Raw genomic sequence first — 13,028 nt, forward strand, 5'->3', positions numbered from 1 at the left:
GCTCCGGGGAGACGCCCAGCCCCGACCGCGGCATCCGAGGGGCCGCCAGGCCGTCTGCCGACGCTCTTCGTCGACGGCCGCTAAGGCGCCGGCGGCGGTGGCTCGGGGCGGCACTGGGTCGCGTGCACCGTCGCGGACGTGGCCGGGGGCGACGCAGTGGTACGGGCGTCGGCGCGGTGCGCCCGGCTAGTCCTTCCTGCCCCACGCGGAGATCATCGGCGCGGTGGCCAGGTCCATGCCTCCGGCCTCGACATTGGTCAGGTGCTGGTCGATCTCCTCGTCGGTGGCGAGCCCCGCGGCGACGAGGCGGTGCCGGATCTGGCGGACCGTGGCGGCCTCGAGAACGGTGCAGGCAGGAGACGTCACCGGGAAGAACGCCTCGGACTCCACCGCGCTCAGGCCGGCCTCCCGGAGCAGACGCGGGAGTTTGCGGCCGTACGAGAGATCGCGCCGCGTTCGGCGAGCAGCTTGCGGAAGCCCTGGCGCAGCCGGTTGGCGAGCCGCTGCTCGGGGCCGTACTCGTCGGGGCAGGCCAGCGGCTGGAGTGCGGGGTCGGCGTCCTCGACGAGGAGCCGTCCACCGGGCCGCAGGGCCTGGATCATGGACCGCAACGCCCGTGCCCGGTCCGGTACATGGACGAGGACGAGCCGGGCGTGGACCAGGTCGAAGCCCTCGCCCGGCGGTTCGTCGGCGCCCACATCGTGCACGCGGACCTCCACCGACGGGCCGGAAACCGCGTCGAGCCGCGAGGTGTCGATGTCGGTCGCGACGACCCTTCCGGCGGGGCCGGCCTTCTCGGCGAGCCAGGACACCACGGAGGTTCCACCGGCGCCGACTTCCCAGCAGCGCCAGCCGGGCCCGATACCGAGCGCCTCGATGTGCCGGAAGGTCGTGGGATCGAAGAGGGCGGTGAACGCGTCGAAACGCTCGCCGGCCTCGTTCTGCCGGTTGTCCAGGAGGTACCCGTCGGATGAGGTCATGCCTCGATCATGCGCCTCTCCGCGCACCCATGCCTTATCCACAACGGCGCCTCAGCCGCACACCGGCGCCTCAGCCACCACACCGGCGTTCTCCCCGCACCGGGTCCGACGTTCGGCCGCCACCGCTTCGTCCACAGGCTGGAACCAAGCGGAATTTCGTCTTCCCACAGGCTCACCCGCGTCTTGCCCTCGGCTGGCAGACTTGCCGGGCAAGGCGCGAAAGCGTCGAGTGAGGGAGACCAGACGAGGGGATCCAGATGTCCATGGCGGGGAATCTGCGGAAGGTCACGGGGCTGAGCAGGGTTGGCGGCCTGCGCAAGGTGGCCCGGCTGGCCCGGCGGCGGCCACGCGTGGACCTGAGCCATCCCGCCAGGTCGCCGCTGGGTTCCTCGGTGGTCAACTGTGTGATGTATCAGGACGGCGTGCGCGTGCCGCAGTGCACGGACCTGGTGGACGCCGTGCGGATGGTGCGCAAGACGGGCGAGGGTTTCGTCTGGCTCGGACTGCATGAGCCGACGGACCGTGAGTTCGCCGGTATCGCCGAGCTGTTCGACCTGCATCCGCTGGCGGTGGAGGACGCGGTCGAGGCTCATCAGCGTCCGAAGCTGGAGCATTACGGCGACACGCTCTTCGCGGTGTTCAAGACGGTCTGCTACGTGGAGCACGAACAGCTGACGGCGACCAGCGAGGTGGTCGACACCGGCGAGATCATGGTGTTCGTCGGCAAGGACTTCGTCATCACGGTGCGTCACGGCCGGCACGGCTCGCTGGGCCCGCTGCGCGAGGAGCTGGAGGCGCACCCGCAGCAGCTCGCCAAGGGTCCGGCCGCGGTGCTGCACGCGATCGCCGACCACGTCGTGGACGACTACCTGAACGTCACCGACGCGGTGCAGGCCGACATCGACCAGGTCGAGACGGACGTGTTCTCGGAGAACGGCGCGCGGGTCGATCCGGGGCGCATCTACCAGATGAAGCGTGAACTGCTGGAGCTGAAGCGGGCGGTGGTGCCGCTCGGCCGGCCGGTGGAGGACCTGGCCACCCGTCCCATCCGGGTCGTCGCCCCGGAGATACAGGCGTACTTCCGGGATGTCCTCGACCATCTGATACGGGCCAAGGAGCAGATCGCCGCGTTCGACGAACTGCTCAACTCGATCCTCCAGGCCCACCTTGCGCAGGTGACCGTCGCGCAGAACGAGGACATGCGGAAGATCACGGCGTGGGCCGCGGTGATCGCCGTGCCGACCATGGTGTGCGGGGTGTACGGCATGAACTTCGACCACATGCCGGAGCTGCACTGGCGGTTCGGTTATCCCCTGGTCATGGCCGTCATGGCGGCGGCGTGCCTGGTGCTGTACCGGGGCTTCAGGCGCAACGGCTGGCTCTGATCCACGGCCCCGGCGCGGCCCGCAGCGACAACTCCGCACCCTCCTGCCAGGCCGTGCGGATCAACCTCTCCGGATCAACCTCTCCGGATCACCGCTCCTGATCACCACTCCAGATCACCGATCCGGATCCATCGCTCGGGATCAACCGCTCGGGGCCCCCGCTCAGGATCCACCGCTCCAGGCGGGATGACGCGGGTCGTCGGCGCGGACCAGCACATCGGCCGTGCCGGCGGGGTCGGTCTCGGCCTCGTAGCGCTCGAACGCGGGGAGCGTCCAGTGATCGGCCTCGGGGGTACGGCGGCGCAGGGCCCCCGGAGAGAGCAGGAGGTGCACGGTCAGGTCGAAGGGGAACCAGTGCCGCAGCAGAAGGGGGCCGTGGAGCAACAGGATCCCGCCGGGCGGGAGTTGGACATAGGGGCTGCGGGTGGCCCGGTCGGTGGCCGGGTCCCACAGGTCGGGCAGGACGCGCCCGGTGCCGCCGGGGTCGAGCGGGCCGAAGACCTCGCGCCAGAGGGCGCCGGCGTCGAACCATCCGCCGTAGTACGACTCCGCGTCCCGGTGCCCGTGCTCCAGGCGCAGCGAGGCGGGGCGCAGGAAGCCCTCGGCGCCGATGACGAGTGAGGGCCGGCCCCGCACCCGGAGCGCCTCCCCGACGCGCTCGGCGAGGTCGCCGGGCCGGGCGGCCGGGGCCCCGTCGAAGCCGGCGCGCGGCCAGGCGCTGCCGTCGGCCGGCTCCAGCGCGGCCAGCCGGTCGGCGAGCAGCTCCGCGAGCCGGTCCCAGGTGATCGCTTCGAGTCGCACGGGCCCATGATGCCGGGTGGAGGGAAGTGGGGTGACGGCGGCTGCCGGGGAATCCCGAGCGCGAGGACCCGTGCGGGAGGAGCGGAGGACCACATGCGGGAGGAGGCAGCGGGAGCAGAGACAGGGATGACGGAAGGCGTGAGGCAGGCGTGAGGCAGAGGCGGGGACGAGGAAGGACCAGGCGCGGCGTGGGAAGGGTGGGCGACGGGGAATGAACCGCGTATGGCGCTCCCCTCGACTCCCCACTCCCCCGGTCGGCTTGTCGTCATCCAGGCGCAGAAGCCGAAGCGGTGCTCCGCCTGCCGGCGCGGGCCGCTGTCGCTGCTCGTGCTGGAGGACGGGGCTCCGCGCTGCCTGGACTGCGCGGACCTCGGGCACCTGGTGTTCCTGCCGCGGGGGGACACCGCGCTGACCCGCAGGTCGCGGGAGGAGAGCGGGCTGTCGGTCGTGGTGGTGCGGTTCAACCGGCGCAAGAGCCGTTACGAGCGGCAGGGCGTGCTCGTGGAGGAGGCGGCGCTGGCCCGGGCCGAGGCCCGCTGTCTGGCGGACGCGGAAGCGCGGCGCAGGCGACGGGCACGGGACGCACGACGCCGGGCGGCGGAGGACGAACGGTTCGCGGCGGCGTTCGCGGCCGAGATCCTGCGGCTGTTTCCCGGCTGCCCCGCCGATCGCGCACAGGCGATCGCGGCGCACGCGTCCGCCCGGGGCAGCGGACGGGTCGGGCGGAGCGCGGCCGGGCGGGCGCTGTCGGAGGGAGCGGTGGTGTCGGCGGTCGTGGCGGCCGTACGGCACGTGGACACGACGTACGACCAGCTGCTGATGCGCGGGGTGCCACGGTACGAGGCACGGCGCCGGATCGCCCCGGCGGTGGAGAGCGTGCTGCGGGGCTGGCAGAGCGCCGGTGCGGACGTCGGCTGAGGAGCGAACGGACACCGGTCCGGGTGAAGGGCGGGAATCGGCCTCGGGGCGGAGACGCGTGCGTTCGCCGGGTGCGTTCGCCGGCGGCGCTCGTCAGGCCTGGCCGGAGCCGGCTTCCCGGAGGGGATGCCGGGTGCGTACGGGGTGGGACGAGACGGGATGGGGCGTGGGAGATGATCGACGGGCCGTTCTTCGTGCTGGTCGTGGCGGGGGTTCTCGGTACCGGGCTGATGGCCGGGGTTTTCTGCGCCTTCTCGGCCTTCGTGATGCGGGGGCTCGCCGCGCTGCCGCCCGCGCAGGGCGTCGCCGCGATGAACGCGATCAACGCCGCCGCGGTGCGGCCCGTCTTCACGACGGTGTTCACGGGTTCGGCGGTGCTGAGCGCGATCATCGCGGTGGTGACGTTCGTGGTGTGGCCGGAGGACGGCAGGACGGAACTGCTGCTGGGCAGCGCGCTGTACCTCTTCGGCGCGTTCGTGCTGACGATCGCGGCGAACATCCCGGCGCAACGAGCGGCTGGCCCGGCTGACCCCGGGCGCACCGGAGGCCGCCGTGTACTGGCCGGCGTATGTGCGGGAGTGGACGTTCTGGAACCACGTCCGCACGGCCGCCTCCGCGGCGGCCGCCCTCATCTACCTGCTGGCCCTCGCCTGACCCCGGCTGCGCCTCCCGGCCCCGGACCGCCTCCGACCAACCCGGAGAAAGCGCTGTCAGCCACTCTGCGCGGCCGTCGGCGCGGACGTATCGTGGCCGAAAGGGTGCCGGAGGATGCCGCCCGATGACGTACGGCCGGTCGTACACGCGGTGCCCGCGCGGTCTCCGTAGGCGAGGAAGACGACCATGGCCGATCCCAAGGGGTTCATGACCACGCCGCGCCAGGAGTGGCCGCGGCGGCCCGTCGAGGAGCGGGTGCGGGACTGGGACGAGACATACGTCCCGGGAGCGCTGCTGCCCATCATCAGCAAGCAGGCCGGCCGGTGCATGGACTGCGGCATCCCGTTCTGCCACCACGCCTGCCCGCTGGGCAATCTCATCCCGGAGTGGAACGACCTGGTCTCGCGGGAGGACTGGCGGGCGGCGAGCGACCGGCTGCACGCGACGAACAACTTCCCCGAGTTCACCGGCCGGTTGTGTCCGGCGCCCTGTGAGGCGGGGTGCGTCCTGGCGATCAACCAGCCGGCCGTCACCATCAAGAACGTCGAGTGCGCGATCGCCGACCGGGCCTGGGAGGAAGGTTTCGTCCCGGCTTCGCCGCCCGAGCGCCTGTCCGGGAAGACGGTCGCCGTCATCGGCTCCGGGCCCACCGGGCTCGCCGCGGCCCAGCAGCTGACCCGGGCCGGGCACACGGTCGCCGTGTACGAGAAGGACGACCGGATCGGCGGGCTGATGCGATACGGGATCCCCGAGTTCAAGATGGAGAAGCGGCATCTGGAGCGGCGGATCGAGCAGATGCGGGCCGAGGGGACGAAGTTCCGTACGTCGACCGCCGTCGGCCGGGATGTCGGGGCGGCGGAGCTGTGCGGACGGTACGACGCCGTCGTCGTCGCCACCGGGGCCACGGCGTGGCGGGAACTTCCGGTGCCGGGCCGGGAGTTGAGCGGGATCCACCAGGCGATGGAGTATCTGCCGCTGGCGAACCGGGTCCGTGAGGGGGATCTGGAGGTCTCCCCCTTGTCGGCGGCCGGCAAGCATGTGGTGATCGTCGGCGGCGGAGACACCGGTGCGGACTGTCTGGGGACCGCGGTGCGCGAGGGGGCCGCGTCCGTGACCCAGCTGGACATCTACGCCCAGCCGGGCAGCGAGCGCGACGAGGACACCGAGCCGTGGCCGACGTACCCGAAGCTGTACCGGCTGTCGGCCGCGCACGAGGAGGCGCGGGACCTGCGTACGGCTCCGGCGGCGGACGCGGACGCGCGGCTCTTCGCGGCGTCCACGCTCCGCTTCACCGGGGACGACAGCGGGCGGGTGCGGTCGCTGCACCTGGTGGGTGTGGACGCGGCGCGGCGCCCGGTGCCGGACAGCGGGCGGACGCTGCCCGCCGATCTCGTGCTGCTCGCTCTCGGGTTCTCCGGGCCGGACCAGGAGGACGGGCTGATCGGCCAGTTGGGGCTGGCGCTGCAACCGCGCGGCACGATCGCCCGGGACGACGGTTTCGCCACCAACGTGCCCGGGGTGTTCGCCGCCGGCGACGCCGCGCGCGGGCAGTCGCTGATCGTCTGGGCGATCGCGGAGGGACGGGCGGTGGCGGCGGCCGTCGACCGCTATCTGACCGGGAGTTCACAGCTGCCGGCCCCGGTCTCGCCCCGGGATCGGCCCATGCGGGTGTAGGCGGGGCCGGCACCCGGGGCTCGAGGGCCGGCAGCCGCCGGCCCCCGCCTCAGTCGTGCATCCGCGCGGGATGCGGCTCACAGGTGTCCATCGCCCTGGGACGCGGGAGTGGACGTCTGACGCGGGGAACGTTCAAGTCGGTGCCATGATGAGGAAGCCGAGCGAGTAGCAGCACACGCCAAGCGAGGTCAGGAGAGCAGGAAGTCGGCCTCCCCCGCCTTGGCGCCTTCTATGAACGCGGTCATCTCGTCCGTGGTGTAGATCAGCGCCGGCCCGTCCGGGTCGGTGGACTGGCGTACGGCGATCCGGCCGTCGGCCAGCTTCATCGCCTCCAGGCAGTTGCCGCCGTTGCCGCCGCTCCAGGGCTTGTGCCAGCCCTCGCTGCCCAACTCCCGCGCGGGCATGCCGTTGTACACGTGTCCGCGCGGCGTGATGCGATCCATTCACAGCTCCTTGCGGAGATCCCGGAGGATCTCCTTCGTGCGTTGTGCCGTAGCGGCCTGTGCCGCCATGCGGTCCATGACCTCGAGATGGGTCGCCACCTCGGCGCGCGCGTCCAGGTAGACGGCGCCGGTCAGGTACTCGCTGTAGACCATGTCCGGAAGCTCCGGCATGGCGAATCGGAACAGCACGAAGGGCCCGTACGTCCCCGGATGCGGCCCGCTGTCGAACGGGACGACCTGGAGCGTCACCCGGGGCAGCTTCGTGACCTCGAGCAACTTGTCGATCTGCGCGCGCATCACCTCCGGGGAACCGACCGGGCGACGCAGGGCGGTCTCGTCCATCACCGCCCAGAAGCGGGGGGCGTCGGGACGGGTGAGCAGTTCCTGGCGTTGCATGCGCAGGGCGACGTGCCGCTCGATGTCCTCGGGGCTGGTCTGGCCGATGGCGCCGGACTTGAGTACACCGCGCGCGTAGTCCTCGGTCTGGAGCAGGCCGGGGACGAAGTGCGGCTCGTAGGAGCGGATCAGGCCGGCCGCGCCCTCGAGGCTGACGTACATCGAGAACCAGCCGGGGAGGATGTCGTGGAAACGCTGCCACCAGCCGGGCTTGTTGGCCTCCTCGGCGAGCTGGACGAAGAGTTCGGCCTCGTCGTCGGATACGCCATAGGCCTTCAGCAGCAGTTGCAGGTACGGGATCTTGAGGGCGACCTCGGCCGTCTCCATGCGGCGGATGGTGGCGGGCGCGACGCGCAGCACACGGGCGGCTTCCTCGCGCTTCAGCCCGGCACGTTCCCGGAGGTCCAACAGGCGTCGCCCGAGGACGACCTGCCCGACCGTCGGCGCGGACCGCGGCTCGCTCACGCTCTCACCTCCACCGGTTGCTCCGCCTCAACCTCTGTCCCTGTCCCTGTCCCCGTCCTGCCGGACGGTTCCGGACGGACGTTCCCCGACAGGCCTGCGGCGCCATTCGAAGGTGCATTCGAAGACCTGGGTGGTCTCCGGTGCCTCCAATTGGCGCCGCGCGACGTGCTGTTGCGAGCAGTGTGCCACGGCATCCGACCGAGTCACACGGCACTCTGCAATTTTCAGAGTGACACTTGCCAAGTGTTCCCGCCGGGGAGATAGTGGCAAGCGTGATTCCGTCCGCGCCCTTAGGAACAGACGCCGCCGCAGACCGGTCCGGTCTTGGCGCCGATGGCGGTATCCCCGCGGGAGCCGGTTCGGGAGCGGGGCAGGGAGCAGCCCCCGACGGGGGCGCTGCCGAGCGCCGGTTCCGCTTCGAGGTTGCCGCGCATCCGGGCTCCGTCGCCCAGGCCAGACGCCTCGCGCACGCCCGGCTGGCCGGCTGGTCGGTGTGCGCGGACACCTGCGACAGCGCGGCCCTGGTCATATCCGAGCTGGTCACGAACGCGATCGTGCACACCGCGAGCAGGCGTGTGGTGTGCGAGCTGCACGACCAGGCCGACACCGTGCGCATAGCCGTACGGGACGAGGGCTGTGCTCCGGGCGAACCCCACCCCTCCCCGCAGCGCCCCGAGGAGGAGCACGGGAGAGGACTGCTTCTCGTCGACGCGTTGTGCCTGTCCTGGGGCGCGCAGGAACACGGCGCCGGACTGCTGGTCTGGGCCGAACTGGCACGCCGGACGGACACGGCCGGCGACACCGCCGCTCCGCGGGACGACCTGGGCTGGGGCGCCCGCCCCAAGCCGGACCGCCCGGACGACTCCGATGAGGACGACTCCCCGGAGGGCCGGCATCACACCGCCGGGCACCTCAGCACTCGCCCACCTGAGCACCAGCACCAGCACCAGCACAGCCATGGAACACCGGAGCTCCACCGGCACCGGCTCCTGGACCGCCCGCCGCACCAGTCTCCGCACCACGGCGCCGAGCACCATCGCACCGGGGAACACCCGGTCGTCGAGCAGCTTGGGGCCGTAGAGCATCGGCCGGAGCAGCACCGGATCCCCGACCAGCACCGCGGCGGGGTTCATCCGGGCGATCACCGCCATGAGCAGCAGCGCGCCGGGGAACGTCCGTGACCGGCGGCCATGGCTCTCGCGGCCACGACCCGCGGGGCCGTGACTCCGACCGCGGCTCCCACGGGCAGGACGTCACCGGCGGGACCCTCGGCCCGGGTGCCCCCGGTGTCGGTGTCGTCGGCGAGTCCTCCGGGCCGTCCCTCGGGCTGGACACCCTGGTGCGGCTGCAGCGGCGCAGGTCCGCCCCGGAGGCGCCCCGCAGGCTCGCGGTGCCGGAGGGCATGACCGTGCCGCTCGGCTGTGACGCCGTGGCGGTGCCGGACCGGCTCGGCCCGCTCGTCGTACCCCGGCTGCCGCGGCTGGGCTGTGTGTACGCCGACGGCGCCCGCTGGTGGTGGATCGTCCCCTCGGACTCCGACTACGCCCTGCCCTGGCCGTCCCCGGCCCACTACGCCCCCGGCGCCCTGGTCACCGGCGCGGCCCGGCTCATCCACCGCCCGGAGGGCACGGTGCCGTACACGCCCCCGATCCCGCTCTACCTGGCCCTGTGCCGGGTGACCGGGACGGCCCCGGACTGGTCTCGGGCGGCCTCCCAGCGTTAGCACCGGGCCGCGCCGCCCTCATGTCACGACTTGACCGAGCCTGGCCGTACGCCCGTCAGGTGCCCGCGCTCCGGCACGTGCCCTGTCCTCGTCACCGGCCGGGGGCGGCGGTGTCCACGACCCCCGGTACGGCCGCAGGCGGGGCAGGTCACCGTGCGGCCGACGACCGTGCCGGTCCGCTCACTCGGCGGCCTCGGTCCCCCGCACGATGACGAGGAACGCGTCCGTCGCGAGGTCCATGACGACCTCGGCGGCCAGACCTTCCTGACGCCGCGCCTGCGCGAACTCCTCCGCGGGCCAGGATCCCCGCGGACCACCGGCGGGAAAGCGTTCGAGCACCGTTCGCCCGTTCACCATCTCGCACCTCCAAGAGCGTCGTACTCGTAGGAGTTAACGCCCTGGAGAAGGAAAACGGCTCGCTCAGTGACGGGACTGAGACATTACCTACACCCGTTCGGGGCGGACCGTGAGAGTCCGTTCACTTTGTGGCACGACGCGCACGCTCGGTGTCAGTGGTCGTACTCGTCGTGCAGGCGCAGCCGGTCGCTTCCGGACGGGTTGCGGCCGAGCGGGGTGAGGTCGAGCAGACCCGCGAGGGTGCCGAGTCCGTCCAGGCCGCCCAGTCCGCCCGAGCCGTCGTCCGCGTCGCCGTACACCGAATAGGTGTGGAAGACCCGGTCGTGCTCGCGCAGGAAGCAGCTGATGCCCGGACGGTCGACCAGGCCCTGGTCGGTCACCACGGTGGCCTCGAGGTCGAGGTTGAAGTCGCCGTGGGAGGAGGAGTACCAGGGCGCCGTCCAGCCCATGCGCGCCTTGAACGGCAGGATCCTGGTGAACGGCGCCCGGGAGACGGCCGCGAACGAGGTGTTCCGGGCACGCAGATGGGCGAGGTGGCCGACCTGGTCGAGAAGGGCCGAGCAGCACGGGCAGCCGGTCTCCCGCTCCGGGGCGAACACGAAGTGCTGCACGACGAGCTGGGCCCGGCCCTCGAAGAGGTCGAGGAGGGTGGCCTTGCCGTCACCGCCCTCGAAGACGTACTCCGGGTCGACCTCGACCATGGGCAGCCGCCGCCGCTCCGCGCCGAGCACCTCGCGCGCCCGTCTGACCGCCTCTTCCTTGCGCAGCAACTCCTCGCGCGCCGCGTGCCACTGCTCACGAGAGACGATCTCCGGAAGCGACATGGGCCCTCCTGTCCGACGGTCGGTTCGAGGTGCTGACCGTCGCGGGCAGCGGAACTCATCGCCGGACGCGAAGATTTTTTTCCGCGGCACGGCTCCCGGTGCCGAGGAGCCGTCAACACCCGAGCCGCGCCTCAACTCCCGCACGGCGGCGCACGCTTCTGCGACGGCGTCTCAGACGAGGGCCGCGGTACGGCCGTGCGGCGGCAGCTCGACTCCCTGGAGCTCCAACTCGACCAGGGCCGTCCGGAGTTGCTCGACGTGCCGCGACGTGAGGCGGCCGGTGTCGTCGAGGTGCACGGCACAGGCGGTGGTCGTGTCGACAAGTCGCTCCAGGACGTCCGCGACGGCGTCCGCGCCCGCGGTGTGCCGGGCGAGGGAGGGCAGTTCGGCGGCGGCGAGCGCGATGGCGGTACGGGCCTCGGCGAGCGTGCGGTAGGCCTCGCGGCGCAGCGCCCACCGCTCGGCACGGTCGCCGTAGTCTCCGGACCCTCCCGATCCGCCGGCCTCCCCGGACCCGCCGGACCCGCCGGATCCGCCGCACTCGCCGAACCTCCCGGATCCGCCGGGCGCCCCGGACCCCCCGTACCTGCCGGACCCGCCGGACTCACCAGATCCGTCCGATCCGCCGGACCAGCCGCACTCCCCGGATCCCCCGGACCCGCCGGACTCTCCGGATCCGCCGCACTCGCCGAACCTCCCGGACTCGCCGGACTCCCCGGACCCGCCGGACCCGCCGAACTCGTCGCGTCCGCCGGACTCGTCGAGGACGTGCGTGAGGTAGGCGTGTGCGGCGTTCCCGGCCGTGGCGAGCCGCGCGCGTACCGCGCCGCCGCGCTGCCCCGGCATGGGCAGATGGCCGACGACCAGTACGAGCGCGCAGGCCAGCAGGGTCTCCCCGATCCGGCTGACGGAGGCCTGCGGCTCGCCGCCGGCCATGACCAGGGCGAGGACGAGGACGGTGACGACGGCCGTCAGGGCGGCGAAGTGCCGGGTGGCGACCGGGACGAGCGCCCCGCACACCGCGACCAGCGCGATCAGCCCCGCCGGCCGGGGCAGCAGCGCGGCGAGCCCGGCGAACACCAGGGCGCCCAGCACGGTCCCGGCGGCCCGGCACAGCACCCGGGAGGCGAGCGGACCGAGGTCGGGCTTGACGAGGAAGACGGCGGTGGCGGGCATCCAGTACCAGTGCTGGTGCTGGCCGTACCAGCGGGTGTGGTGCAGCGCCTGGGCGATGGCGGCGCTGGCCCCGAAGCAGAGGGCGACCCGCATCCCGTACTCGCGCCCGCCACTGCCGAACACGGCGCGCAGCGCCCCCCGCAGACCCAGGCGCCGGGTGAGGAGCCGCCGTTGGGCGCCGTCCCCCCGGTCGAAGGCCTCGGCGGCAGACAGCAGGGCGTCGTCGAGGGCGCGGAGGGCCGGGGCGAGGGACGTTCCGGCGGGGTGGTGGCCCGTGGGGTCGTCGGGGCGCCTTCCGGTCCGGTGCGGACGAGGGCCGGGGCGGGGGGTGTGCGGGACGGGTGGGGCGGGGAGCGGGCCGGCGGCGGTGTCGGCGCGGACGGCGGCGGCGAGGCGCCGGGGACCTTCCGCGGCCCGCGCCGGCACCGGCTCCCCCACCCAGAACAGGGCGGTGGCGGCCTCGGCGAGGGGCAGCGCGGCCGCGTACCGGGCGTGCAGCCGGCGCTCGGCGGCGGAACTGGCGTACCGGCGCAGCCGCGGCCCGGCGAGGGCGTCCTGGGCGTGGTCGAGGGCGGCGCTGAGCGCGGCCCGTCGCGTGGTGGCCTGCGCCCCGCCCACGGCCTCGACCAGCGCGGCGATGGCGTCGTACACGCCGGCGACCGCCTCCCGCTCCCCGTCGAACCGGAAGTCCCCGGCGAGCGAGCCGGGCGTGGGCAGGCCGAGCCGCAGCAGGAGCAGCCAGCCGGCTCCGGCGAGGAAGGCGAGGGCCTGTTGCCGGCCGCTCTCGGCCGCCGGCATCCCGGCGCCGATCGCGGCGCCGACGAGCAGGTGCGTGCCGGCGGCGGAGGCGACGGGCCCGATGGCGCTGATGCCGCCGGCGACCAGGCCGAGCGCGGTGAGCACGAGGGTGAGCGGTACGGCGGCCGGCCCCTGCCCGGCGTACGTCCCCGCGAGCAGCCCGAGGGCGCCGGCGAGCGCGGGCACCCCGAGCCGCCGCACGGAGGCGCGCCGGCTGCCCGGCCGGTCGTTGATCCCGGCGAGCATCGCGCCGATGGCGGCGAGCACCCCGAGCGGCGTCCGCCCGGCGAGCACACCGGCGAGCAGGAGCGGCCCGCAGCCGAGCACACCCCGGACCACTGCGCTCCAGGGAACGGGACCGCGCTGCGCGCGCAGGGCATGGGCGAGCCAGAGGGGTACGGCGGACCGGGACACGGGCCTCCTGTCGTACGCGG

The 13,028-nt window shown here is 73.2% G+C and carries 10 protein-coding genes and 3 pseudogenes; 6 read left to right on the top strand and 7 right to left on the bottom strand.

Features of this window, described 5'->3' with window-relative positions; genetic code table 11:
• Positions 1-186: 186 nt before the first annotated feature.
• Positions 187-980 (bottom strand): annotated as a pseudogene (locus ACGFZN_RS06620) (class I SAM-dependent methyltransferase).
• Between the two features lie 257 nt (positions 981-1,237).
• On the opposite strand from ACGFZN_RS06620, the gene corA reads away from it, so the two are divergent.
• Positions 1,238-2,365 (top strand): magnesium/cobalt transporter CorA, encoded by a 1,128-nt coding sequence (corA, locus tag ACGFZN_RS06625; RefSeq protein WP_393857382.1) that lies wholly within the window; start codon positions 1,238-1,240, stop codon positions 2,363-2,365.
• A 162-nt stretch (positions 2,366-2,527) separates the two neighbouring features.
• Here the strand turns inward: corA and ACGFZN_RS06630 are convergent, their stop codons facing one another.
• Entirely contained in the window at positions 2,528-3,166 is a 639-nt protein-coding gene (locus ACGFZN_RS06630; protein ID WP_393857383.1) for a uridine kinase, read from the bottom strand.
• Positions 3,167-3,388: 222 nt separating this feature from the next.
• Between ACGFZN_RS06630 and ACGFZN_RS06635 the strand changes: the two genes are divergently transcribed.
• The 3 genes and pseudogenes from ACGFZN_RS06635 (at position 3,389) to ACGFZN_RS06645 (ending at position 6,412) form a co-directional block, all read left to right on the top strand.
• Positions 3,389-4,084, top strand: coding sequence for a DUF2293 domain-containing protein (locus ACGFZN_RS06635; protein ID WP_393857384.1), 696 nt, complete (start codon positions 3,389-3,391; stop codon positions 4,082-4,084).
• Between the two features lie 173 nt (positions 4,085-4,257).
• A pseudogene (locus ACGFZN_RS06640) lies at positions 4,258-4,738 on the top strand (DUF1772 domain-containing protein).
• 186 nt (positions 4,739-4,924) lie between these two features.
• Positions 4,925-6,412, top strand: a complete 1,488-nt coding sequence (locus tag ACGFZN_RS06645) for a glutamate synthase subunit beta (RefSeq protein WP_393857385.1) — start codon at positions 4,925-4,927, stop codon at positions 6,410-6,412.
• A 188-nt stretch (positions 6,413-6,600) separates the two neighbouring features.
• Here the strand turns inward: ACGFZN_RS06645 and ACGFZN_RS06650 are convergent, their stop codons facing one another.
• Both ACGFZN_RS06650 and ACGFZN_RS06655 read right to left on the bottom strand, forming a co-directional pair.
• On the bottom strand, positions 6,601-6,855 hold the full coding sequence (locus tag ACGFZN_RS06650) for a DUF397 domain-containing protein (RefSeq protein WP_071375516.1): 255 nt from the start codon (positions 6,853-6,855) through the stop codon (positions 6,601-6,603).
• Positions 6,856-7,716: a helix-turn-helix domain-containing protein gene (locus ACGFZN_RS06655; protein WP_393857386.1), complete on the bottom strand. Its 861-nt coding sequence runs from the start codon at positions 7,714-7,716 to the stop codon at positions 6,856-6,858.
• Between the two features lie 263 nt (positions 7,717-7,979).
• Between ACGFZN_RS06655 and ACGFZN_RS06660 the strand changes: the two are divergent.
• Together ACGFZN_RS06660 and ACGFZN_RS06665 are read left to right on the top strand one after the other, a co-directional pair.
• Positions 7,980-8,624 (top strand): annotated as a pseudogene (locus tag ACGFZN_RS06660) (ATP-binding protein); the annotation flags it as partial.
• 419 nt (positions 8,625-9,043) lie between these two features.
• Complete coding sequence (locus ACGFZN_RS06665; RefSeq protein WP_393857683.1) at positions 9,044-9,439, top strand: hypothetical protein; 396 nt, start codon at positions 9,044-9,046, stop codon at positions 9,437-9,439.
• Positions 9,440-9,619: 180 nt separating this feature from the next.
• Here the strand turns inward: ACGFZN_RS06665 and ACGFZN_RS06670 are convergent, their stop codons facing one another.
• The 3 genes from ACGFZN_RS06670 to ACGFZN_RS06680 form a co-directional block, all read right to left on the bottom strand.
• Positions 9,620-9,796: a hypothetical protein gene (locus ACGFZN_RS06670; RefSeq protein ID WP_393857387.1), complete on the bottom strand. Its 177-nt coding sequence runs from the start codon at positions 9,794-9,796 to the stop codon at positions 9,620-9,622.
• A 152-nt stretch (positions 9,797-9,948) separates the two neighbouring features.
• A complete protein-coding gene (locus ACGFZN_RS06675) occupies positions 9,949-10,620 on the bottom strand; it encodes a DUF899 family protein (protein WP_393857388.1) in 672 nt (223 codons plus the stop codon).
• 171 nt (positions 10,621-10,791) lie between these two features.
• Positions 10,792-13,008, bottom strand: a complete 2,217-nt coding sequence (locus tag ACGFZN_RS06680; protein WP_393857389.1) for an FUSC family protein — start codon at positions 13,006-13,008, stop codon at positions 10,792-10,794.
• Positions 13,009-13,028: the final 20 nt, after the last annotated feature.

This window comes from Streptomyces sp. NPDC048192 (assembly GCF_043202415.1).
GTDB lineage: Bacteria > Actinomycetota > Actinomycetes > Streptomycetales > Streptomycetaceae > Streptomyces.

Excerpts from the sequence above, each read along its gene's own strand:
- corA (WP_393857382.1), top strand. The coding sequence starts at position 1,238 with ATGTCCATGGCGGGGAATCTGCGGAAGGTCACGGGGCTGAGCAGGGTT.
- ACGFZN_RS06635 (WP_393857384.1), top strand. The coding sequence starts at position 3,389 with ATGGCGCTCCCCTCGACTCCCCACTCCCCCGGTCGGCTTGTCGTCATC.
- ACGFZN_RS06645 (WP_393857385.1), top strand. The coding sequence starts at position 4,925 with ATGGCCGATCCCAAGGGGTTCATGACCACGCCGCGCCAGGAGTGGCCG.
- ACGFZN_RS06650 (WP_071375516.1), bottom strand. The coding sequence starts at position 6,855 with ATGGATCGCATCACGCCGCGCGGACACGTGTACAACGGCATGCCCGCG.
- ACGFZN_RS06670 (WP_393857387.1), bottom strand. The coding sequence starts at position 9,796 with ATGGTGAACGGGCGAACGGTGCTCGAACGCTTTCCCGCCGGTGGTCCG.
- ACGFZN_RS06675 (WP_393857388.1), bottom strand. The coding sequence starts at position 10,620 with ATGTCGCTTCCGGAGATCGTCTCTCGTGAGCAGTGGCACGCGGCGCGC.